17 protein-coding genes are annotated in these 23,797 nt (G+C 44.3%); 10 read left to right on the top strand and 7 right to left on the bottom strand.

Annotated features, from left to right (window positions below):
• Nucleotides 1–295: 295 nt before the first annotated feature.
• The 4 genes from ACHZCX_RS05485 to ACHZCX_RS05500 are packed head-to-tail and all read left to right on the top strand — an operon-like array spanning nucleotide 296 to nucleotide 4,709.
• Nucleotides 296–1,201, top strand: a complete 906-nt coding sequence (locus tag ACHZCX_RS05485) for a DNA glycosylase (protein WP_319586230.1) — start codon at nucleotides 296–298, stop codon at nucleotides 1,199–1,201.
• On the top strand, nucleotides 1,201–1,953 hold the full coding sequence (locus ACHZCX_RS05490; protein WP_319586231.1) for an ABC transporter ATP-binding protein: 753 nt from the start codon (nucleotides 1,201–1,203) through the stop codon (nucleotides 1,951–1,953). The genes ACHZCX_RS05485 and ACHZCX_RS05490 overlap by 1 nt, the downstream gene beginning before the upstream one ends.
• On the top strand, nucleotides 1,931–3,583 hold the full coding sequence (locus ACHZCX_RS05495) for a putative ABC exporter domain-containing protein (protein ID WP_319586232.1): 1,653 nt from the start codon (nucleotides 1,931–1,933) through the stop codon (nucleotides 3,581–3,583). The genes ACHZCX_RS05490 and ACHZCX_RS05495 overlap by 23 nt, the downstream gene beginning before the upstream one ends.
• Nucleotides 3,584–3,617: 34 nt before the next feature.
• The gene (locus ACHZCX_RS05500; RefSeq protein ID WP_319586233.1) at nucleotides 3,618–4,709 is read left to right on the top strand and encodes a uroporphyrinogen decarboxylase family protein; all 1,092 of its coding nucleotides are present in this window, start codon (nucleotides 3,618–3,620) and stop codon (nucleotides 4,707–4,709) included.
• A 29-nt stretch (nucleotides 4,710–4,738) separates the two neighbouring features.
• On the opposite strand, the gene ACHZCX_RS05505 is transcribed toward ACHZCX_RS05500, so the two are convergent.
• Both ACHZCX_RS05505 and ACHZCX_RS05510 read right to left on the bottom strand, forming a co-directional pair.
• Nucleotides 4,739–5,524 (bottom strand): CpsB/CapC family capsule biosynthesis tyrosine phosphatase, encoded by a 786-nt coding sequence (locus ACHZCX_RS05505; protein WP_319586234.1) that lies wholly within the window; start codon nucleotides 5,522–5,524, stop codon nucleotides 4,739–4,741.
• A gap of 24 nt (nucleotides 5,525–5,548) precedes the next feature.
• Complete coding sequence (locus ACHZCX_RS05510) at nucleotides 5,549–5,971, bottom strand: hypothetical protein (protein ID WP_319586235.1); 423 nt, start codon at nucleotides 5,969–5,971, stop codon at nucleotides 5,549–5,551.
• A gap of 442 nt (nucleotides 5,972–6,413) precedes the next feature.
• Here ACHZCX_RS05510 and ACHZCX_RS05515 point away from each other — a divergent pair, with 442 nt between their 5' ends.
• From ACHZCX_RS05515 to ACHZCX_RS05540, 6 genes are all read left to right on the top strand, one after another.
• The gene (locus tag ACHZCX_RS05515) at nucleotides 6,414–6,890 is read left to right on the top strand and encodes a ferritin family protein (RefSeq protein ID WP_319586236.1); all 477 of its coding nucleotides are present in this window, start codon (nucleotides 6,414–6,416) and stop codon (nucleotides 6,888–6,890) included.
• Between the two features lie 53 nt (nucleotides 6,891–6,943).
• A complete protein-coding gene (locus ACHZCX_RS05520; RefSeq protein WP_319586237.1) occupies nucleotides 6,944–10,153 on the top strand; it encodes an FtsW/RodA/SpoVE family cell cycle protein in 3,210 nt (1,069 codons plus the stop codon).
• Nucleotides 10,154–10,452: 299 nt separating this feature from the next.
• The gene (locus ACHZCX_RS05525; RefSeq protein WP_319586238.1) at nucleotides 10,453–11,613 is read left to right on the top strand and encodes an FhaA domain-containing protein; all 1,161 of its coding nucleotides are present in this window, start codon (nucleotides 10,453–10,455) and stop codon (nucleotides 11,611–11,613) included.
• A gap of 112 nt (nucleotides 11,614–11,725) precedes the next feature.
• Entirely contained in the window at nucleotides 11,726–13,126 is a 1,401-nt protein-coding gene (locus ACHZCX_RS05530) for a Stp1/IreP family PP2C-type Ser/Thr phosphatase (RefSeq protein WP_319586239.1), read from the top strand.
• A gap of 236 nt (nucleotides 13,127–13,362) precedes the next feature.
• Complete coding sequence (locus ACHZCX_RS05535; RefSeq protein ID WP_319586240.1) at nucleotides 13,363–14,988, top strand: serine/threonine-protein kinase; 1,626 nt, start codon at nucleotides 13,363–13,365, stop codon at nucleotides 14,986–14,988.
• Nucleotides 14,989–15,071: 83 nt separating this feature from the next.
• Entirely contained in the window at nucleotides 15,072–16,655 is a 1,584-nt protein-coding gene (locus ACHZCX_RS05540; RefSeq protein WP_319586241.1) for a HEAT repeat domain-containing protein, read from the top strand.
• Nucleotides 16,656–16,725: 70 nt separating this feature from the next.
• Here the strand turns inward: ACHZCX_RS05540 and ACHZCX_RS05545 are convergent, their stop codons facing one another.
• The 5 genes from ACHZCX_RS05545 to ACHZCX_RS05565 form a co-directional block, all read right to left on the bottom strand.
• Entirely contained in the window at nucleotides 16,726–18,522 is a 1,797-nt protein-coding gene (locus tag ACHZCX_RS05545; RefSeq protein ID WP_319586242.1) for a DUF255 domain-containing protein, read from the bottom strand.
• A 238-nt stretch (nucleotides 18,523–18,760) separates the two neighbouring features.
• Nucleotides 18,761–19,285: a hypothetical protein gene (locus ACHZCX_RS05550; protein ID WP_319586243.1), complete on the bottom strand. Its 525-nt coding sequence runs from the start codon at nucleotides 19,283–19,285 to the stop codon at nucleotides 18,761–18,763.
• A gap of 186 nt (nucleotides 19,286–19,471) precedes the next feature.
• Nucleotides 19,472–20,506 (bottom strand): alcohol dehydrogenase catalytic domain-containing protein, encoded by a 1,035-nt coding sequence (locus ACHZCX_RS05555; protein WP_319586244.1) that lies wholly within the window; start codon nucleotides 20,504–20,506, stop codon nucleotides 19,472–19,474.
• A gap of 74 nt (nucleotides 20,507–20,580) precedes the next feature.
• A complete protein-coding gene (locus tag ACHZCX_RS05560) occupies nucleotides 20,581–22,446 on the bottom strand; it encodes a GNAT family N-acetyltransferase (protein ID WP_319586245.1) in 1,866 nt (621 codons plus the stop codon).
• 68 nt (nucleotides 22,447–22,514) lie between these two features.
• Nucleotides 22,515–23,768, bottom strand: a complete 1,254-nt coding sequence (locus ACHZCX_RS05565; RefSeq protein WP_319586246.1) for an Nramp family divalent metal transporter — start codon at nucleotides 23,766–23,768, stop codon at nucleotides 22,515–22,517.
• Between the last annotated feature and the right edge of the window lie 29 nt (nucleotides 23,769–23,797).

Below are 23,797 nucleotides of genomic sequence, written 5' to 3' on the forward strand. Positions count from 1 at the left end.
ATAACACAGCGTAGTAGTAGAATCAATAAATCTATTGTTTATCAGCATATATCTGTGAAGGAAAATAAGTGGAGTTGATACAAATTTGTTTAAAGAGAGCAAAAATATAATTTTTTATTCTTTCAAGAATCGAAATGATAAAAATCTCAAAGAACAGACGCGCTCCGAATCAATAATAGTCAACTTGATCTTATTGAACCTCTGATCATATTCTCTTCAACTTTATGATATAATATTTTTGAAATCTTTCTGCAACTATTTCCCGTATTCCTGGTCTAATATAAAGGCGCTTGATGTGATAACAGATCCCAAAACTCATATACTGCATGTAAACCCTGACGAACTGAACCTGACGCATACCCTTACACCCGGGCAATCGTTCAGGTGGAAACAGGATGAACAAGATCGCTGGGTTGGGGTGATAGGCAACAAGGTCATCAGAATATGGCGCGATGGGCCGGATATCGCATATCAGGTCTTCCCTGACGGCGATGGTGAGTCGATGCTGTATGACTACTTTCGACTGGATGTAAAACTTGCCGACCTGTACCAAAATTTCATTGATGCTGATCCGCGGATGGAACCGATTATAAACCGTTTTAAGGGACTTCGCCTTCTGCGGCAGGAGCCGGTTGAAACGCTGCTGTCATACATCTGTTCGGCAGCTAATTCAGTACCGCGGATATCGAACGCTGTTGAGATCATCTCAAGCATGTATGGAAATCTAATCGCTGTGATTGATGACAAGGAATACTACTCCTTCCCCACAATTGAATCGATATTGTGGATGGATGTAGCACATACGGCTAAGCTCTGCGGACTGGGTTTCCGATGCAGGAAACTCCATGCTGTGGCAGAACAACTCTCTCAAAAGCCATGCGGATGGCTGAACTCGTTGAGAGATGCATCCTACGATGAAGCCCGTTTGGAACTCTTGAAGATAAATGGCGTAGGGATGAAAATCGCAGATTGTGTGATGCTCTTCTCACTTGATAAAGACCAGTCATTCCCGGTAGATACGCATATTCGAAAGGTAGCTGTAAATCATTATATGCCGGAGTTCAAGCAGAAGACTTTGACACCGGCCGTCTATGATCAAATCATCAGCTACTTCCAAAACAAATTCGGACGATATGCAGGTTGGGCACAGGAATACATATTTTACGATGATCTGCTAAAACGGCAGAAAGAGGTTGATTAATGCTTTCGATTAACTCTTTAGTAAAGAAATACAAAACCACATTAGCTGTAGATGACATAAGCTTCACCGTGGCAGATGGCGAGATATTAGGTCTTCTTGGTCCCAACGGAGCAGGTAAAACGACTATTCTACGCAGTATTGCCGGTATCATACAGCCTAATGCAGGAAATATATCAATTAGCGGATATGATCTCTCAAAAGATGAACAGAACGCTAAACGGAATATCGCATTCGTACCTGAGACTCCAAACCTGTATGACATGCTGACCGTCTATGAACATCTACGCTTCATCGCGATGGCATACAACACACTGGATCATCTTGATGAGCGGGCAACCGACCTTCTGGAGAAGTTCGACTTAATCGATAAGAAGAATGAACTGGTACTGTCTCTATCTAAGGGGATGAAGCAGAAACTGGCGGTTGTGTGTGCATTCATCCATGATGCGCGGGTTCTGCTGTTCGATGAGCCGCTCATTGGAATCGACCCTAAAGGAGCGCGTGAACTGAAAGACATGATGCTCGCTGCCAGAGAATCGGGTTGCTCTGTGTTGATCAGTACCCACATGCTGGATACCGCCGAACGACTATGTGACAGAGTGTTGATAATTGACGAAGGGCATAAGATCTTTGAGGGAACACTGGATGAGATTCATGAAAAAGTCCAGATGAGTGAAGATGCCAGTTTGGAAGACATGTTCCTGAAACTAACAGAGGATGATAACGTAAATGATAACGTTGCTGTATCTTGATCTTTGGCAGTTAATTAATCTGATAAAAATAACTTTAAGATCGCCTAAACGATTAATCCCGATAGTTGCAGTTCTACTATGGATGGCGCTTATTTTACTTCCGCAACGATTAGCGGGCAACCCACAACTCCCGCCGCAAATGAATATCGCTGGTTTCATCATGCCCCAAAACTTATGGGCGATTATTTTCTTTCTCTTATCTGCACTCACTATTCTCAACATCTATAAGGCATTCTCAGAGAGTGTTCTTGTATTCACAATGCCTGAAATTGACATGATATTCCCAACTCCTATCAGCAGAAGACAGGTAATGTCGCTAAAATTGTTGAAAGTATACGCCAAATATGCTGTTATGACGTTGTTTTTCACGATAATGATTTTCCCGAGCCTTAGGTTATTCGGATTCATGCAGGCCGGAATGCAGCCCGCGTCGATTTTTATCTCCATAATGCTGTTCGTTATTCTCACCACAAACATCAGCATAACAATTAATCTGATTTCATCGTATCAGAAAGAGAGCAGAATCCAACCTATTGCAATCGTTAGAACTGCCATCTACATACTGATAGGAATTGTTCTTATTGGAGTGGGGATTCGATATACATCAACTCACGATATTGTACAGAGTGTAGTCGGGATTCTAACCCACCCACTCTTCACAACAATTCTAACTCCGATAAAATGGGTGGCCGACCTTCTTGTGGTGCCTTTTCAACTATGGTTTACAACATATCTAGTAGAATTCATCCTGCTTACATTGCTCACAATTGCTTCTTATCTCCTTGTGCTTTCACGAGATGAAAATCCTTATGAGCCTTCGTTAATGGTGAGCGCCCGTTTTGCTGCAATGCGAACTGCATTCAAGGCAGGCAATATGTATGCCGCAAGAACAGCGCTGATGAAAGAACGCATGAAAAATAAGCGCGTAAGTTACGGACTCCCGCCATTTGGGGGAGGAGCGCTTGCCATACTCTGGAAGAACCTGAACATCACATTTCGCTCATCGTTCAAGGGGTGGATTGTCAGTGGGATTATATTGGCGGCATTAATGATGATTGCCAGGAATTCAGGTATAATCGGCAAAAATGATATAACTCCATTTGCCATGATCGGCATCGCATATCTTTTGTTCCTTGGTTCGCTAATGATGTCGCACAGTCTTCGCAACGACATGAAGCAGGTGAATATCCTGAAACCGATGCCCGTATCTCCATGGAAGCTCATAGCCGTTGAACCAATACACGGCGTCCTGGTGATATCGATCATGTGCGCGGTAGTGATCGGAATGATATACTTCATCATAGGACTGAAACCCGGAAGTCCGTTGTTTGCTACTCTTTACTGTCTACCGTTTGCCGCATACTCGTGCTTGAGCGCACAGGTCGCGGCAGTAGTTTTGTATCCTAACTGGGACGACTTGACTCAAAGATACCTGAGCCAGATGGCATCAATGGCCGCGAGCATATTCGGACTCCTTTTACCTATAATCGTCTTTGTGGTTTTTCTGCAAATGAAGCTGCCGACTACTCTAACCGTTGGCATTGTTGGAGCCATATGCCTTGTTCTTTCAGTTGTTGGGATCGCACTTGGGACCTGGGCATATCGCACACATGACCCGTCTGACGAGTGATTACGATCAATAGAATATCGAGGAAAACACACCCATGCAATCCACACCACAGCAACGTTTCATCAACTATGTCCGCGATCCTGAGCATTCACGGCGGATTGTCTCTCCGTTTCTGCCGTATCCTGATGTTATACGAGGCAGTCTGGAATTGCTTGGGATCAAACCGCCCGATGATCCATTTACCGCGGAAATTGCACTGTCACAAGCACTAGATTACGAACCGATGTTCATGACATCGTGCAGCGATCTGATATTTCCATGGGTGCTTTGTCCGGACAGATCTACTGATGAAACAGACTGCTATGTGATAGAAACCTGCAACGGTGAATGGGTTCGCAATGTGTCAAAACGGCTTGGCATATGGGGCGATGAATCCGGTTTCCCGGTGAGAACCGAAGAAGACCACCAAATGCTGTGGGATGTATGCGCACAGGTAGGAGATCGCACAGATGCAATTCGGGAATACTACCGCAGCTTCAGGAAGATGATCGGCGAAAACGGCGTCATTGTTATCGGACATCCGAACCCTTCATGGCTGGGATTTCAGATTGGCCAATCTAACGCCTTCCTGCACTGGATGGATTTCGAAGATGTGTACCGACGCAGTATCAAGGCTGTATACGATGCCTCGCTGGTGGTGATGAAAATCGCCATTGAAGAAGGGATCGACTTCATGAGCAACTGCACCTATGGATTGGAAATCACATCCATGAAGCTCTATCAGGAAATGGATATGCCGGTTCTTCAGGATTACGCCGAGTGGACGCATCAAAATGGCGGATTGTTCTGGTATCATAATTGCGGCCAGACCAGCAAGTTGATTATGAGCGGTTTCTACAATAAACTTGGCGCTGATGTGATTGAAACGATTTCCCCTCCGCCATCCGGTGATAATGACCTGGCAGAATCACGGCAGTATATAGATAGGTCGATCTGCACTAAGGGAAACCTGGATCTTGGTCTGTTGAAAGACGGAACTCCCGATCAGGTGATAGAGGCAACTAGGATGATGGTCGAGGCAGTGCGTGGATACCCGCATATCTTCTCAACGGCTGATGCAGTTCTTCCCGGCACTCCACCTGAGAATTACATCGCGTTTGTAAAAACCGCAAGGGAGTATATTTAGTTGCTTAATGTGGTCATTAACAGATAAGGTTATTTACGGTTAGGAAGAAGACGTGCGAACCATGATTTCTTTTTTTCGTGGTAAGGGAGCGGATCAGAGGACACGATTCCATTGTTCAACACTTTGAGACCATTGATTTCTGTCAGATTCTTCGCTAGGGTCTCACCATAATCGGATTCAAGCACCTCATATGCCTCTAAAAGCATCGGGCGTCTGTGCCTAATCGAATGCGCGTCTGATGCAACGAAATGCACCCAGTTGTGATCCAGCAGAATCTTTGCAGTCTTCATTGATTCACCGACTCTTTTACTGCAGAGGCTGGACGCATTCACTTGCAAAAGCAAACCTCGGCGTACAAGCTCCTCAAGCAGTCTGGGATTACATTGAATCGGTTCTACCCGTTCAGGATGTGCGAGTATCGGTTTGTAGCCTCTGGATTGCAGTTCAAAAATAAGGCTGTCAAGTCCATTCGGCATCTGTGTGAGAGGCGAATCCAGCAGTATGAACTTGCTATCACCCAAAGTAAGAGGATATTTCTCATCAAGCCAGCGCAGTATATCCATCGTAGGATAAACTTCAGCGCCGGCAACTAATCGCAGATTCACATGTTTTTCATCCAGGATAGACTGCAATTCAGAAGTTTTCTCCTGAAACTGGCGGGATGCAAGAAGTTCATTGTGTGATGCTACATGAGGGGTGGCAAAGAGAACAGTAATATCTTGTTCAACTGCAATCTTACATATTGTAACTGATTCATCTATTAATTTTGGTCCGTCGTCAACAGCAGACAAAATATGGTTGTGGATATCAATCATTATAATTCCGATAACACATTTGAACTATTTTTCTTTTCTGGGGATGCTGTCATCTCTATTTTTAGTTAAGGTATCGCCAACTTTTAAATCGGAAAATCTTTCCTGAAAAGTTGTTTCGGTTAAATTCACTTTACCTTTTTTGCCGTTACCCATCAAATAAATTACAGTTACACCTTGCCTTGGTATTTTTTCAGCATCTTCATAGGTATACGGCCTTATATCTGTAACCACTACATGATGCGCCTTTTTATCAGCATTTGCTGACTTGGCGGATTTTATGAATCCAGGCACATAAAGCATACACAAGTATACGACAGCGGTGATTACCACCATCCATCCTATATATCTCTCTGAATCAATATAATACACAATTCCAAGAGCCAACAGGATGACGAACATGATAATTCGAATAATTAAGAATGTTTTTTTTCTGTCCTGCATTGTCATTATTACTCTCACTGCAAAAAAATTATTGATTTATGGGTAAACGTATGTAGAGTGGGTATCTTAAAGTATCTAAGAATGCTTACTCTGATTTAATGAATTCGAGCTTTTCTATTAACAAATGGATAATATCAAAGAATAAGGTGTTTTCTGCGCATCATTGCTCGAATTTACGACCCAATCTATTTGCAGATACAGCGATGGGATAATAATGAAACAATCTGTTTTACTCTATTAAATTCACAGCCGATTGTATAATAATTGAACAGATGATAATATAATTCGATTTAGCTGTAGAATATCAAGCGGTATTAGAATTATTATGGGAATTTTACAATAAAATCTAAAGCAATACAATAGCCATTTACTGACATTACCAATAAATTTTTCGAATAATTGAGTTAAATTTGAAAAAATGAAGCTTATAATAACATAGAGGAGTATTATGAATAACCTGAATGAAGCACTGTTAACAGCATTGAAAATGGAGAAAAAAGGATATGAAGAGTATATTAAAGCGGCTGACAGATGTGAAGATGATACATTAGCTGCAATCCTTCTTTCATTGGCAAACGATGAAGAAGAACATGAAAGAGTAATAGGCAGCTTTTATCACGCGATGGTTGAAAGCAAAGGGTGGCCGGTGGTAGATACGTCGCTTCTACCGATTCCTGAAGCTGCTGAACGCATCGAACTGATTATGAATGAGACTGCAGCAAAGATTACAGATGGCACAACATTCATCGGGATATATGAAGTAGCTCATGATCTGGAAACCCGCAGCCGGGAGTTTTATCTTAATGAAATGGGGAAAGCTACCGATAGAGAAGTCATTGAGATGTTCCGTTTTCTCGCCCGTATTGAAGGGATTCATATGGACATGCTGAATCTGCTGCTTCAGGCAACCCGCGGCGAAGCATAGTTTACGTATAAAGCGAGGTAACAATCATAATTCGGTCTACGTATTAATCATATATGCAACGTCCATATAGAATAATTGAAGGCAAACTCCTGATATTTGCCTCATTTCTGATAATCTCCGGCTTCGCCTTGGTTTTCCTGGCGAAGCTGCAAGGTATTGTTACGAGTGGATCAATCAACATCAATACCGCATCTGCAAACTCAATAGCCGCAGCATTGAAAATTGATGAAAATCTAGCCAAACGAATCATTGATTACCGAAACCAGAATGGATTTTTTGAAAACACATCTGCAATAAGTGATGTGAGGCTGCTAAAACCGGTTCAATGTGAAAAACTGGTTTTGCTCAAAATAAACAAACTAACACCTAGAAAGATATCCAACCAGACCGGGATTGACCTGCCGTCAGTCAACAGAGTGCTTGATGTTATATCTGGCAATTCATCTTCGAAATTAGATGCGAAACATCTGGCGAAAATTCCTATCATCAGCGATAACGTGCTTTCAAAAGCAGAACCGCATATACGCGTTCGAGATCCAATTACAGTTATACTCTCATTCTGGATATACGCTGTTCTGGTGATGGCAGGATTTTTATTGTTTCATACCGTTCTTCGAAGGCGCGCACCTCAAGCCGATTTCTATATCCTACCATGCGTTATGATGCTTGCCGGTTTGGGCATGATAGCACTTTTCTCAATCAAAGATCCATTACGCGATTCTGATGTTTATTCGCGCCAGGCTCAAGGCATATTGTTAGGGTTAATCGCAGCAAGCATCCCCCTCGCTGCATGGCACCGCAATCTGCGTCTTTGGAGATATACATACGTCTATGTCCTTTTTGCCGTCTTCACTACATTGATGCTGGCTGTTTTTGGTTCCGGACCAGGAGGCGCCAAACTTCGGCTTTTTGGACTCCAACCTGTAGAGATTGTCAAGATCGCTCTGGCATACTTCGTAGCGAGTTACCTTGCCGATAGATGGATGCTCCTTACAGATAAGAGCGCTCCCGCAAAGGGACGTTTCCAGATACCGCTCTTCCATGATATCGCGCCTCTGCTCGTGATGTATATCCTGTCGATTGCCACATTCATTCTAGTCAAAGATTTGGGTCCAATGCTCCTGCTCTTTGGGATGTTCGCGGCGATGTTGTATACCTCTACAGGCAAATCGGCATTTATCAGTATCGGCATCGTAATTGTTGCCGTTACCGGATTGGTGGCGTATTTCCTGCATCTGGGTGTTTTCGATGTCCGTGTCGACATGTGGTTGAATCCATGGCACAATTCACATCCAAACGGGATGCAGTTAGGGCAGGCGTTGTGGGGGATGGGTTCCGGCGGTATATGGGGCAGCGGATTAGGACTGGGACAGCCGTCATTGATGCCGCGTTCAGGCTCCGATCTCGTCTTTGCGGCTCTGGGTGAAGAGTTAGGATTGGTTGGGTCGCTGTTCATTGCAGCTCTATTTGCCGTACTCATTGCTCGATCTTTCAGAATCGCGATGCACGCCAGAACAGATTTCGAACGCCTTCTCATAACCGGTATATCTGTATTACTGGGATTGCAAACAGTCATCATACTTTTCGGTGTGCTGGGAATCATTCCACTAACAGGAGTAACACTTCCGTTTGTAAGTTATGGCAAAACCTCTATCATCGCCTCATTCTTCATGATGGGATTGCTGCTCAACGCATCATCTTCAGGCAAAAAAGATATATCCGGTGTAAGGATTGAAACACACAAGGCGATTAATCATCTATCTACAGCAATGCTCATACTCCTGCTGGGAATCGCAGGGATTGGACGCCTCGTATGGATGCAAGGTGTGAAGGCAGATCAGACAGCCGGTATGCTGATCTCAACGCCTGATGCCGATGGTTATGTAAGGCCTCATGTGAATCCCAGACTTAAGCTGATTGAGGCATCAATCCCGCGCGGAACTATATACGATAGAAATGGCGAACCTCTGGCAGTCTCAAGGTTATCTGAGCTTCAGAAGTTAAATTTGGTATTACAGGCACAGGATCGTCCCGGCGGAAGATATTACCCATATGGCGCTGATATGGCACATATAGTTGGATATATGGATCAGCGATGCGGCGGACCGGCTGGCATGGAAATGTGGCGGAATAACGAACTCCGCGGGTTTGATGACTACTCGGAACTTCTTCCGCTTTACCGATATACGCACACTCCATTCCGCCCAAAGATAGAGGGTAAAGATGTCCGGCTCACAATTGATGCCAAACTGCAACAGGCTGTAAGGGAATCACTTGAGAAATATGCAGGCAAAGTCACCGATAAACGCACCGGTAAATCGAAGCACAAAGGTGCCGCAGTCGTAATCGATGTTTATACCGGTGAAGTGCTTGCAGCAGTATCAATCCCGGAATTCAATCCTAATGAACTAACACAAAATCTCTGGAAAAGGTATAATAAAGATAAGTCTGATGAGGCAGTTCTGTTCGATAGATCGATAAACGGCTTGTATCCGCCGGGATCAACATTCAAGCTGGCAACTGCTTCCGCCGCCCTTGAAAACAATGAAGACTTCCTGTATCGATGCAATCATAAAGAAACCGATATCTCATGGCGGGCATATGGTAAAACATACTCACGCAGACAAATCACGGATCTTGAAGAGATGACTCCTCATGGAGTAACCGATCTGGCAAAAGCAATCCGAGTTTCGTGCAACATATACTTCGCTCACCTTGGAATGAAGCTGGGTCAGGATAAACTCCATGATATAATGCTTAAGTATGGATTCAGCCAGACGCCATCATCACAGGCTCTTGCTGAAGATTTACCGGACAATTCATATGGACAGGGAATCATTCAGGTTACGCCTCTAGAGATGGCGCGTATGACGGCGGCAATCGCGAATGGCGGGATTATGATGAAGCCGCACTTTGTAAAAGAGATCAGCATCAACGGAACGACAACTGAATTGATCAAACCGATTGAACTGGGACGGCCTATCAGTTCCAAGAGTGCAGCTTCACTCCGCAAGATGATGGCTGATGTAACGCGAATTGGGACAGGCAAGGGTTTGTTTTCCGGGTTGAATGTAGATGCAGCAGGAAAAACCGGCAGCGCTGAGAATGATCGAGCTGATAAGATGCCGCATTCATGGTTCGTCGGATTTGCGCCGGTCAAAGATCCCCGAATCGCCTTTGCGGTTGTGGTGGAGAACGGCGGATACGGACGCGCAGCGGCAGGACCGATCTGCCGCGACATCGTGAAGTCAGCTTTGAAATAAGACAGTTAAATCTTGAAAAGCCAGGTCTGTCTACCCTGAGTATCCGCGAAGCGGATATATCGAAGGGCAGACGCGGGCAGGCACAAAGGTTAGCGTTCCTTAGAAACAAGCTGTAAATAGAGGGGGGAGGGCGAAGCTCCTGCTGAGTCTGAGCATCATTAGTTACCCCAGGTTCGGCAGGAGCCTCACCCTCCCTGTCTTATGCCAGGTCTGTTTATTTCTGAAATAACCGCGATTGTTAGCGATTGGTTACTCAGAATGACATTCAACATTATAAATAAACAAATCGGAGGGATTCGATGGATATATTAGAAAAACTAAACAAGACTTTCGCGGGATGGTACGAATCGTGGTTTGGTGACTCATTTGGCGATATACGTCCAAAAGATGTGCTTCGGAAAATCATCAGTGAGATGGAAGACAACCGCAAAGAGGGTCTTGATAACCGAATATATGTGCCAAACAAATATATCCTTGAGATAAACTTCGAAAATGATGAAGAGCGTGAATACCTTCTTGCATTCCTGGACAAAGACGAACTCGATAACGCATTGACTAAGTATATGGCGCAAAACAAATACAGCCTGCGAGGACCGCTGGATTTTACCATTGAAGAAGTCTCATCAACTGACGAATCAGAAAAACATGATAAGTTCGCGGTAAAATGCAAATGGGATGTCAAACCAATTGAGCATGCGCCTGACGTTCAAGAGAATGTGAATCTCGTAATCCCAGCGCTCGCTGAGTATGAAGATAAAACTGATGTATTTGATGATGAAGAATACACAGTCGCATCTACTGATATCTATGATGCAAGCACTGTATCACCTCCCGGATTAACAATCAAAAAAGCAGGAGGCGGTTCAAGTTTCTTTGTTATCTCCAAGCCAAATGTTACAATAGGCAGGTCGCATCGTCTGAATAACGACATCGTCATTGAAGACGACGGCATGATATCTAAACGGCATGCCAAGATATCAATGACCGCTGATGGTTTCCGCATAGTTGATATCGACAGCACAAACGGCGTATGGGTAAATGGCGAAAGAGTAACCGATACTATCTTGAAGAGCGGCGATGTAATACGGCTTGGATCGACCGAAATCGTGTTTGATGAAACAGGAGCTTCTAAAACTGTCGCTTCTGCAGCGAAAGAACAGGTTAAGCCATCACCGAAACTTGTATCAGGGAATGACGCCAAAAATGAAGAATACCTGCTGGCATCTGACATGGTTATCGGCAGAAGCCTTGGGAGCGATATCAGAGTCGATCATTCATCTGTATCACGCAGACACGCGCGCATATTCAGAGATGGGTTAGACTACTATATTGAAGATCTTGGCAGCGCAAACGGCACATCGGTAAACGATTCAGACGTACATCAGAATTCACCGGTACGTCTTCGAACCGGCGACCGAATACGCGTAGGAGAGGTGGAGTTCAGCTTTGAAATGGGTTGATCTGCTTGGATATCTTCTTGGTATATTGAAGTATTTGTTTCTCGGCGGTCTATCATTATTCCTTGTATATATGATAGGATTGCTGCGAAGAAACACTGATTAGGATCGCATTATGGATAAAATCGAAATATCAGCCGCATGGCTGAGCGATATAGGCAGACGGTCGGAAAACGAGGATTCCGTCGCGGTGATTACATCATCAGAGCTGAACGGCGCTTGTGACGGCATCTATATTATCGCTGACGGCATGGGTGGACGTGCATCCGGCGCAAAAGCTAGCAGCATGGCAGTCGATACAGTCAAGAGCCTCCTGATGAAGGACATCTCCCAAGGCAACATTGATTATCCTGCTATGTTAACCGGAGCGCTTAAGGCAGCTAATGTCGCTGTGTATAATGTCTCACAAACCGAAACTCAGTTTAAAGGGATGGGCACAACCTGTGTCGCTGCGATAGTATGCGGCAACAAGTTGCATTATGCCCACCTGGGAGACAGCCGCGCATACCTTCTTCGCGATGCAAAACTGATCAAACTGACTGAAGACCATTCATTTGTAGCAGAAAAGGTGAAGAATGGCGAACTGACTGAAGATCAGGCGCGCAAAAGCCGATTCCGCAATATCATCACCAGAGCGATTGGCATAGAAGCCAGCGTTGAGCCTGAAGTAGGACAAATAGATCTCCAGCCGGGCGACATACTTCTGATCTGCACAGACGGATTAACAACTCCTGTTAAAGAAGCCGAGATAGTAGATGTTCTTCTCTCAACAAAAGCATCAGATATCAAGGGAGCCTGTAAACGGCTCGTGAATGCCGCACTAGATAGAGGCGGAAGTGATAACATCTCAACTATACTGGCTGTTTATGGAACGCCTGATCTAAGCAAACAGAAGATCACTGCATCTGGAATATCTACCAAACCAGGAAATAAAACCGGTTGGATACTCCCTATGATAGCCGGTCTGTTATTAGGAATTGCACTGTGTCTCTTTCCGGGGCATGAACTGATTGATAGATTCTGGGCAAAACAGTCATCAAGCAGTGTGAGCACTCATGTTGATAATGCCGTCATCCCAACCATGATCGAATATGACGATCCGGTATCTCTGCTTTATACACCAGTCCAGAGCGGAATGCTTACATTGGGAAATAATGGTGATATTCATCTGATAGATTTCCTTGGGCAGATGATAAGACTGGATAAAAGCGGCGGAGTGGTATATACAACGCCTGCACAGATTCAATTGAAGCCCAGGACGGCAAGTAACCCGGCATATATGGGTGCATCAGATAAATATGGCAACATCTATGTGTCTGATCTGGTTGGCAAATCAATTCTGAAGTATGATAATAAAGGCAACAGGCTGCAGATCATTGGCGCAGGGAAGCTGATCCAACCTCAAGCACTGGCTATAGCAGATGACGGCTCTATATATGTGATAGATTCCGGACGGTTGAAAATCATAAAACCGAAGCCTTCTACAGGAAACACAGATATGAATACGCAAAAATAAAGATGCATCGTATTTTGCGGGTAGGTTTTCTTCACTAATTCAAACTGTTTAGCATTGAGTGTCGCAGATTCCATACTTCGATATGTTCGCTACGGTAAACACTCAGCATTAGTCGGGTCATCGGGATCTCAGATGAAGGTGTTTATCCAGATTATAGAAATGCACCTAAAAATTGCCTATTCCCGAAAATCAAATAAAGCATTATAATATAATTTACCGGTAACGGTTGAGGAAATATGTCATTAGGTAATATCGGAAAATATGAGAAGCTGGATGTGCTTGGGCACGGAGCATCCGGGATTGTATATCTCGCATGGGATACGATGCTTGGCAAGCACGTCGCTTTAAAAGTAATCAGCATTCCTGCCTCTGAAGAGGGACGATTTCTGGAAGAAGCCAGAGTGTTGGACAGGCTCCGTCACCCCAATATCGTGCAGGTAAACAGCGTAGACAGGATCGATGGTCATCTCATCATCGATATGGAATATGTAAAAGGCGCCAATCTGCTGAACTACATGAAGCAGAAGGGACGAATGGATCCCAGAGAAGCTCTCGGAATCGCGGTGCAGGTATGTGATGCACTTGATTTTGCTCATCGAAATCATACGATCCACCGGGATATAAAACCTGCAAACATTTTGATCGATAAGGAAGGCAATGCGAAAATCGTTGACTTCGGACTTGCTGAGATTTTAGGAAGCGGATCTTATGCCGGAGGCGCAGGAACATATGCATATATGGCGCCTGAAGACTTTGAAGAGGAAGACAAATCAGATCACCGATCAGATATCTGGGCGATAGGTGTAACTCTATACGAGATGCTCACCGGTCAGCGTCCATTTCTTCCTGTTAAGTCGAAAGACCCGTTTTCATGGAAACGTACAGTTGAAGAGGATGAACAGATTCCGGTTACCAGAATCAATTCTTTACTTCCAGAAAAAATAGAGCAGGTTATTTCGAAAGCTTTGGCGAAAGATAAATACAGTCGCTATCAGACAGCCGGTGAAATGCGAGATGACTTAAAGCCGATACTTGCATCAATGGGCGGACGAATACCGTTGAGCAGTATCAGCCAGACATCTGTGATCAAATCTGTTCCTGATGAAATGCCGACAGATGTGTTACGCCGTTCTGATAACGGAATAAGCGCTGATGTTGATGAAGTCGATTTCGGCGGTATCCGCAGAGATGAGCCATCACGCAAAAAGATTTCGATTTATACAAAAGGCCGAGGCCGGTGTTCCGGGAAGATTATATCAAAACCCGACTGGATAGCCGCTTCACCTGAAACATTCAGCCGCAGAAATCAGACAATTGTATTTACGGCATCAGTAAGCGACGATAAAGAACCCGGCATATACACCGGTATTGTTGTTGCAGAAGTAGACGGCGAACGATTGAATATACCTGTCGCCGTGGATATACTTAATCCGCGTCCGCGTTTCTATCAGACGGCATGGTGGTATGTTCCGCTATTACTCTTGTGTTGGTTGCCGCTTGTTATACATCATGGAGGATGGTTAGGCGGAAAGTCATCCATAAGACCTGCTGATATGGCGGTTTTGGGATTGCTGTCGGTCATGCTGTATATAATCGCACAACATGCTGAACTTGGTTCGTGGGAACGGTTCATTCCGGCATTAATGGCGGCGCTTGGTTTGGGAACAATCATCGGCATCATCTGGCAGGAAATGGCTAGAGGCGGAATCCTGGCAAGAGCTGATATTGAACCTACTGCTATATCAGGTTCGCTATTAAGTTTTGTAATAGTAATACAGCTTCTCACCGCATCTAAATGGAAAGTCTGGTCTTGGATAATGGTCTTTGTATCAATATCCGCGACATTGTTGTTAACGAGATAAGAACTCAAAGATATATTCTACAGTCGGATATTAGGCAACCGGCTATTTAATTCGAACTTCTAATTTAAGGGAGTGGTTATACATTGAATAAAACATTGTTATGGCGAGCAGCATTTATCATTGTAATTCTCGGGATGATTGGGATTACAGTCAGCAAAAGCATGCATCTCAACAAACTGGCTGACCAACTGGTGAATGGTACATCAGATCAACAGATCAGCGCTGCAACCGAGTTAATGCAACGAGATAAATTGTTTGAAAAGATGCAGTCGATGCCATCTACAGACAGACTGAAGATCATGGATGTAATAGCAAAAATTCCGGGAGAGCTGACTATCAAACAGACACTTCCGCTGTTCAAAGATACTGAAGCAAAATTACGCAATGTATCAGATCTGGCTGAGGTTGAGAATAAAATCAGAAGCCTGCAATTCTATCAGGATGAAAAAACAAAGAAACGCAATGCTCCGCTTTTGAAAGAAGATATGGATAAGAGAGCAGAGTTTATAAAGCTGCGCGACACTGAAGTAACTCTACATACAAAAATCGTTAATGTTCTGAAGGTACTTGCTAAAAATAATATAGATTTGCTTGTACCGGCAATGAAAGATCCTGATGTTTTCGTTGGCATCGGTGTTAAAGATACGCTTGTCGCTATTGGCCCCAAAGTGATTCCATTTATGAAAACTGCGGCAATAGAAGAGGACCTTCGACCCCATGCGTTTGAAGTGATGTGGCGAGTCGGCGAACCCAGCGTACCCACATTAATCGATCTTATGCATAACAAAGATCAAAATATCAGGATGGCAGCAGCAGCAGCTCTTGGAGTTGTAGCGAAACCTAGCGCCACAACAGCCCTGATTGAAGCTACAAATGATGTTGAAGCTGTTCGAAGACTTGCAGTCAGTTCACTCTGCGCAATATGCGATCCAAGATCAACTGATGTTCTAGTATATGTATTGAGCCATACAACTGATGACGGCGAAGTTCGCGCAAGATCAGCGAGAGCGCTTAGCGTTATCGGCGGACCAAAGGCTATCAATACACTAGTTGGAGCTCTTGCCGATTTCGATCTTAAAGTTCAGACATCCGTAATCACAGGACTCCAGCATATTGGAGCTCCTGCTGTGAACTCAATATCAACAGCAATCGCATCCGGAAGCATAGAAACGCGCAGATCAGGAGCAGCAGCTCTTGAAGGTATCGATTCTCCTGAAGCTGCCAATGAGCTTCTTGCCCTTTCACATAACGCTGATACAGAAGTTCGGGCATCAGCAGCGAGAGGACTGGGATTCCAGACAATTAGTCTAAAAACCGATGTGCTGGTATCAATGCTGGCTGATCCGGACGGACTTGTTGGAGATGCAGCTTCCAATTCACTTCAGAATATCGGTAGTCGTATCGTCCCTAACCTTATAAGTTTAATCAGTTCAGGTGCTGGAGATGTTGCGAAATTCCGAGCAGCGACAGTTCTGGGTAAAATCGGCCCGCCTGCGGTTCCTGCGCTGATCAATGCTCTCAGCACAAGCGGCGCCAATATAAAGTGGGTTGCATATGCTCTTGGACACACAGGTGATCCGCGTGCTAAACCTGCGCTCAAAAAATATGCATCTGCATCTGATTTGAATCTTGAAGCAGTGGTTCAAGCGGCGCTTCATCGACCATAAGCAAGTATATTAAATAACTAAAAAAGCTCCGATATAGTCTTCATGATATATCGGAGCTTTTTCTATTCAATCACCTGCTGATTCGTTTCTCAATCTCATTCAAAGTTGATACAATAACTTCAATGTCAGATATTGGACCATTACAGCTTTTATCTTGGCATATGTATGCCGCAGGTTTTACGCTATCCGGAAACTCCCTGTCACCGATTATCAAAGGTCCCTGATCAGGATCAAGAACTTGAACCAGCTTCCATGGTTCGCTTGCATATAGAACCGCAGATAACATTTTACTCGTTATAGGATCGCTCAATCGTCCCACTATCACCACTTGTAGCGGATGATACATTATCGTATCCGCAGCAATTCCATAACCGGCACCCAGGATGGAATTTATCATATCCGGATAATCAACATCATCTAGAGTATTGATTGCATACTTTCTCAGCATATCATCTCCCGTGAGATAATGCAGGTCTGCGAAGAATTTAGCCGATGCAACATTTTCAATAAATGGTTTATGTCTCTCTGAAAGATGCCCAATTGCATGAGGATCATCCAGCTTAGAGTGGAATCCTCCCTGGACAATATCTTGAAGCTGGGTAATCATGAAGCCTGCGATCTTTTTTGCATAATCCAGATACTTTCTATCACCGGTTGACTGATATGCATCCGCCAATGCAATACCAAAATAAACCTGATCTGCAAGAAGACCGTAAATCGGCATATCTACATCTGAGCGATGACACATGCAATCGTCTTTCATATTCTCGCGCAGTAAACGATCGATTGTTTTCAGCGCGAATTTCCTTGCATTATCGTCACCCAACACCTGATATAAACGAAAATATGCACTTGCCATTTGTCCGTTTATGTCTGTGTAAAGCGATTTATCTACATAGGGTATACCTATCTCAAGACGTTCCTTCTCTTCTTTGAAAAAATAATCTTCACCAAAAATAAGAGTTGCATCTGGGGTGTGGCTTCCAACATCAGCATCCTGGCTGGAATAAAAACCGCCATTTACCTGATCTGAGAGAAATCTGTTTACATAAGCCTCAATCCCTGCGGCAGTTTCTCCGTATTTTGAATCGGATGTAATCTGATAGGCATCTAGATAGTTGTCCATGGCTCCGGCTTGAACATACAGCATCTTTTCATAATGCGGATGAGACCAGTCGCGGTTTACGGCGTATCGATAAAATCCGCCCCATACAGGATCACATAGACTTATCATTGAATCCAGAGTATTGAGAGCGATTTTCAACAGGCTGCTGCTGCCGTGCCGTCTGAATTGCAAGAAAGCAAAACGGATTGCTTCAGGATAGAGGAATTTCGGCTCTTTCCCAAACCCTCCACTGATAGGATCATATGAATTTGATACAGCATTTACGATTTTATCAGTTATTTCATACCAGGGCTGCTCAGTTTTAGTTTCTGCTTCCATAGTACCAGCTTCAGCTTCTGCCGCCATACTGGTAACCTGCATCATCGCCAACGAATTCTGATCGGTATATAATGCGTCGATCTCGCGCAGCTTGTTGATCATCGCTTCAGGTGGAAGGAATGTAGTGCCTGACAGTATCCGTCCATCCGGCACAAGGAACGATGTTGTAGGCCATCCTCCAAGGAGGTATTTATCCTGTATATCAGGACGGCTGTCGCCTTCTACTTTTATCGGTATGAATCTGTTGTTAATCAGATCTATCACACTTGGATGGGAATATGTAGTTCTATCCATCACATGACACCAGTGACACCATGGAGCCGTTATTGAAAGCAGAACAAGCTTGCCTTCTTTTGCGGCCTGCTCAAACGATTCACTATTCCACTGATGCCAGTTAATTGCTGATGAATGATTGCTGCTCATGCCGGTTGCCTCCACTCTGCTGCCGGTATTCCGCAAAAAAACTGCGGGGATGCTCTATATGAGCCATTCCACGATACCGGTTATATTTCCAGAACTATAGAATTCTATCCCCACAGTGAAGAAATATGAAACATGAATGAAAGATATAGGAGAAGGTCTGAAAACTAAATAAGGCTTCGTTCTTAGTAGTAAAGATCAATATAGAAGAGATTAACTAGAAATAATCAATCGATCAATACTATTTAGGATTTTCTGGTATAAATTTCCATCTATTACTTTTCAAAAAATATATTTCAATAATTATTAAATAGAAAACTGCAATGGAAATGTATATAGTTGTTCCATAATTCATAATAATATATCCATTTGCTTGCGCAATAGCTTCCCATAGTGTTCCTATTGCAACAACCAATAATGATATTAGTGGCAGTGACAGGTATTTATTTGTTGACAGTTCAAAATATTCTAGTGACATTAATGTAGAAATAATTAACATTAAACATATCATACTGAAAGTCACTTTCATACCTAGCTGCAAATCGATATCATTATACGTATAAAATATTATCAATCTTATAACTAATATATATATTATATCAGAAATTAAAGTATACTGAAACCATACTGAAAATTTTCTTCCTTTTTTCCATTTATTATCTTTTTTTAATTTATCAAAATACGTATATTTTAAAAATAAAAACAATAATGGAGCTATAAAAATCGCACCAAATATTGAACTTATTATATTTTCATTTTTTGTCATATCATCTTATCCTTGGTTGCATTCCTCTCTTTCATCTGAAATCGGGTGAAAGAAAAGAAAGAGGATTGAAATTCGTTGTAATAATTCCAGGTTTCGGGAAATGGGTTTCCCGAAATATCATTAATGCTGACGGAAGCAGGACAACAACACTTAGATTTCATAACCGCTATCAGTCAATCCAACTTTTCAACTAACCTTTACTATCACTCTTATCGAGTTCGCTTTGTTATCGCGAGCTGTCTTCAATGCCGTTTCCACCTCTGAAAGCGGGAATCGATGGGTAATGTATGATTTCACATCAACTTTCCCATCTGCAAGCAGATTAATCGCATCATGAAGCGTGTTGTTGCTTCTTCTCAGGAGTTGTATGGTAAGCTCTTTGCGCCGGACAATAGAAGCTTCAACGGTCATTATGTTGTTGTCCGGTATCCCTCCCGCGATGAGAAGTCCTCCGGGGCGAACGATCTCTGTGGCAACGCGAACCGCATCATTTACCCCGGCTGCTTCAAACACGACATCCAGTCCTCGTCCGCCGGTTGCTTCTCTAATTGCATCAACCACATCCGGTTTTCCGGCATCAAAAACTTTCGAGGCGCCGAGTCGTTTTGCAGCCTCAAGCCGCATGGGAAGCAGATCCGTCGCGATCAGTTCTCCGCATCCTTCTACTACCGCCGCTTGCAGGATAGACAATCCAACCGCTCCGACACCCAATACTCCGACTGTCTTACCCTTCATCCCATGCACCAGGTTCACAGCATGGACTCCTATCGCCATCGGTTCAAGCATTGCAGCTTCACCCATGCTGATGGAATCAGGGATCGGAGCAAGCAGACTCGCGGGCCATGCCAGATACTCGCAAAGCGCACCATCTGTGGGAGGAGTTCCACAAAACAGTATCTTTCGGCAGATGTTAAATCGTCCTTCGAGGCACATATCGCATTTCCCGCAATGGACCGCCGGTTCAACAGCCACTCGGTCTCCAGGTTTCACATTTGACACTCCTGCCCCAACCTCAGCAACTATTGCCGCAAACTCATGACCGAGTATAAGCGGATCCGTAATCACAGTTTCACCGATACAACCCTCGTTGTACCAGTGAACATCTGAGGCGCATATGCCCACTTCTGTTATCTGTAAAAGCGCCTGACCCGGTCCCGGTGATGGTTTCGATACCTCTTCAAGCCGTATGTCATTTGGCGCATATAATCTCGCTGCCAGCATTTTTAACTCCTGATTTATCTTCGTTTTAACAATTCGATGAAAACTGTATTTGTTTGGTCTAATATTTAATTAGTTTATGTCATACCGGGTGATTCAACATTATCAAAGAGGAGGCGCATTGCGTAGTACATTAAACCATCGCCGCCATCCAGAACCCCTGTTGATCGGAACCCGAAACTCTCATACAGCAAACGGGCGCGGTCGTTAGTCTGTACCACTGTAAGGTCAATCCCCTTCTTGGTGCGGTTACGTCTGCCAAAGTCAATCACCCGTCCCATGATCTTTCTACCGTAACCCATCCCTCTGAGTGTTTCAGAAACCCCTATGCCGAATACCGGGAACTCACCATCCATACCGGCAATGAAAGCCCATCCATGGATTTTACCGTCTTTTTCCACAACAACATCATATCTGACACCATCAAGAACTCCTTTGACTACAGCTTCGAAATCGGAGTAAGCGCCGGTCCAGCCCATCGGTCGGAATAGAAGCCTTGCTCCATGGTCAAGCGAGTTGTAGAAAGACTGAAGCTTGAGGGCATCATCTGCCGCAAGGTCACGAATCACCGGTTCGGCATCAGATACAGTTCCAAATGCTCGTTCCAACAGGTCTACAGATGCATCCACAATGGCTTCTCCGGTTCCCTTCTCTGCGGGACATTGAAGCCCTGCCCAGGTTTGATATCCACCAAGCTCAAAGGCTTTTCTATCAGGAAGATATCCAATGTAATCGTTGGCGATGGCAGTGACTATGGTGTATTTGAAAGGCGACCGGCGTTTAATCTCCATCCCGAGGGTCGTGAACAACTCGCCCGGCACGCCAATGATGGCGATATCTCCAAGTCTGATAAGCTGAATCCATGATTCACGTTCCTCACCCTGGATTGGTTCCATCTTCTTCCTCATATTTCGGAAGATGTCGATAAAAGACTTCGATGTGTTTGGGTCAAGGTAACGCGAACAGTAGTCCGTTACGGCAGTATCTTCTGTGGCATCATCGAAGGATCTGATATTATATTTGAACGGAATCCTGGCAGATGATAAAGGTCCAAACAGACCCATCCGCATATCAGACATTGCTTCATCAATCGCCACAGATACGCGGATGATACGCTCATCAACAGGCGGCACATCCATAGGATGGGTAGACCCGAATGCGCCCGGCATGAACATGAACACTCCGCCATGTTTCCGCTCAGATTCTCGAGCCGCAAGCACGTAGAAACCCGGGGAAAGCGGTTTGTCCTTCCATCCGATGTTGTGGTTCGAATGACTGAATATTCCTGCTGCGATAGATCCATCCGGCCGTCGGAATATGATCACAGGAAGGTCAGGATCCATCGGTCCGGTTGGACGAATCTTTTCATCAAGATCGTGATCCAGCCATGAGATGCCGCCGTCCCTCAAAATGAACCGGCTGTTCTTCCCAACCGTGGCCTCGTTTCCAACTGCGACGAATAACTCGGCATCGGCTTCATTCGCGGGAGGGTTGCTATCAAGATAGTCTGTAGATTTCTTTACGGCGTTGACGGCAGCCTCTTCAAGACTTTTGATGAATTGCGAATCAACCTGCATCTCCAGTACTGCTATTGTCATAGGCGCATGATGTGTATGCGTCGACGAGATGAGGATATTATCGAATGGTATGCCGCATTGTTCTTCAATCGATTTGGCGATCCTGTCGCATACTTCGCGATCAAGACCCAGAGCATCACAGGAGACGATACAGACACGCGTATCGGCATCAAGGACGACGGCAGTCACGCGGAAGCAGTCTTCTGCAGGTTGGACATCGGCGATATCGGCGCCCATCATTTTAATCGGCACATTATCTAATGGAATTTCTACATAGTTGGCAGATACTCGTAAAGCTGACATTGGCATCTCCTGGAGTTTTGTTTTCTTGGGATCTGGAATAAAGAGATAATCGCTGGAAATCATTGCCAGGAGTGTTTCAGAATTAGCCTTCGCAAGTCACCCCTATCAACATGAATCCCTGCAACCTAATCTCATAATAGATTGTACACAAGCAATCCATTTAGAGCAAGTATGAATATCCCGCTCATTACCATAAGAAGGTTCTCAGTGAAGCCATTTGCATATTGTTTCATGATCTTCTTGTTGCTTGTAATCAAAAATAGAGGCAGCATAGTAAGCGGAAGCTGGATACTGAGGCACACCTGACTGATAATCAAAGCCTGATATGCATTGCTGATAAAGAGTATTATCAGGCAGGCAGGACAGATAGTAATAAGCATCCCCGTCTTAAACCATTTGCTCTCAAGAACGGTTTCTTTACCCAGATAACCACTGAACGTAGTACCGCCGGCGATCCCAGCCGTCATTGAGGACGAAAATCCCGCAAACAACAGGGCGACTCCAAACAGGATGCTTGCCATATTCCCGGCGATTGGTTTGAGCGTTTGTGAGGCTTGCGTTATATCTGTAACAGTTATGTGGTTTCTGAAGAAGACTGACGCTGCTACGATCACCATCGCAGCATTGATCGCCATCCCTACAGCAATGGCGATAAGAGTATCCAGGAACTCATATCTTAGCAGGTGCCGGGTCTCTTTTTCAGATTTCCCGCTCCAGTTTCGACTCTGGATCACTTCTGAATGAAGATATATGTTGTGCGGCATTACTACTGCACCGATTATGCCTATCGCCACCAGCAGGCTTTTTGAGTCTAGATTTGGGATGAATGTGCTGACCGCGGCCAATCCCCAATTGGGCTTGACGATATATAACTCAAACAGATAGCAAAATCCTATTACACTGACAAAACCCACAATGATCTTTTCAATCAAACCATATTTCTGATACAACAAAACAATAATGATCACACAGGCAGCAATGAATGCCCCAAGTTTTACCGGGATACCGAACAGGATGTTGATCCCAATCCCCGCTCCGAGAATCTCTGCCAAAGCAGTCGCGATCATTGCAGTCATAGCTGTAACACCATAAACGAACGCGAGTTTTGGTTTAGTGTAGGAGTGAACAGCTTCGGCAAGGCATTTGCCAGTGATGATTCCAAGGTGTGCCGACATATGCTGCCACAAAACCAGAATTAATGAACTGAGAAGAACTACCCATAGAAGTTGATAGTTGAACTCAGATCCTGCCGCAAGGTTCGTAGCCCAGTTGCCAGGATCGATAAATCCGACTGTGACAAAAAATCCCGGACCAAGGTATGCGACAGCACGCTTCACTGCCTGCATTCCTCTGTAATCAAGTATCGATGGAGCTTTGATCTTCATTGCAAACCTGGTTTTTTAATATTAACCGC

It is taken from the genome of uncultured Desulfobulbus sp., from assembly GCF_963662935.2.
Lineage (GTDB): Bacteria > Desulfobacterota > Desulfobulbia > Desulfobulbales > Desulfobulbaceae > Desulfobulbus.

What these genes read in the sequence shown, in the direction of transcription:
- ACHZCX_RS05545 (WP_319586242.1), bottom strand. Translation starts at nt 18,522, where the DNA reads ATGAGCAGCAATCATTCATCAGCAATTAACTGGCATCAGTGGAATAGT.
- ACHZCX_RS05560 (WP_319586245.1), bottom strand. Translation starts at nt 22,446, where the DNA reads ATGATTTCCAGCGATTATCTCTTTATTCCAGATCCCAAGAAAACAAAA.
- ACHZCX_RS05555 (WP_319586244.1), bottom strand. Translation starts at nt 20,506, where the DNA reads ATGCTGGCAGCGAGATTATATGCGCCAAATGACATACGGCTTGAAGAG.
- ACHZCX_RS05550 (WP_319586243.1), bottom strand. Translation starts at nt 19,285, where the DNA reads ATGACAAAAAATGAAAATATAATAAGTTCAATATTTGGTGCGATTTTT.
- ACHZCX_RS05510 (WP_319586235.1), bottom strand. Translation starts at nt 5,971, where the DNA reads ATGACAATGCAGGACAGAAAAAAAACATTCTTAATTATTCGAATTATC.
- ACHZCX_RS05500 (WP_319586233.1), top strand. Translation starts at nt 3,618, where the DNA reads ATGCAATCCACACCACAGCAACGTTTCATCAACTATGTCCGCGATCCT.
- ACHZCX_RS05530 (WP_319586239.1), top strand. Translation starts at nt 11,726, where the DNA reads ATGGATAAAATCGAAATATCAGCCGCATGGCTGAGCGATATAGGCAGA.
- ACHZCX_RS05515 (WP_319586236.1), top strand. Translation starts at nt 6,414, where the DNA reads ATGAATAACCTGAATGAAGCACTGTTAACAGCATTGAAAATGGAGAAA.
- ACHZCX_RS05565 (WP_319586246.1), bottom strand. Translation starts at nt 23,768, where the DNA reads ATGAAGATCAAAGCTCCATCGATACTTGATTACAGAGGAATGCAGGCA.
- ACHZCX_RS05505 (WP_319586234.1), bottom strand. Translation starts at nt 5,524, where the DNA reads ATGATTGATATCCACAACCATATTTTGTCTGCTGTTGACGACGGACCA.
- ACHZCX_RS05535 (WP_319586240.1), top strand. Translation starts at nt 13,363, where the DNA reads ATGTCATTAGGTAATATCGGAAAATATGAGAAGCTGGATGTGCTTGGG.
- ACHZCX_RS05525 (WP_319586238.1), top strand. Translation starts at nt 10,453, where the DNA reads ATGGATATATTAGAAAAACTAAACAAGACTTTCGCGGGATGGTACGAA.
- ACHZCX_RS05495 (WP_319586232.1), top strand. Translation starts at nt 1,931, where the DNA reads ATGATAACGTTGCTGTATCTTGATCTTTGGCAGTTAATTAATCTGATA.
- ACHZCX_RS05490 (WP_319586231.1), top strand. Translation starts at nt 1,201, where the DNA reads ATGCTTTCGATTAACTCTTTAGTAAAGAAATACAAAACCACATTAGCT.
- ACHZCX_RS05520 (WP_319586237.1), top strand. Translation starts at nt 6,944, where the DNA reads ATGCAACGTCCATATAGAATAATTGAAGGCAAACTCCTGATATTTGCC.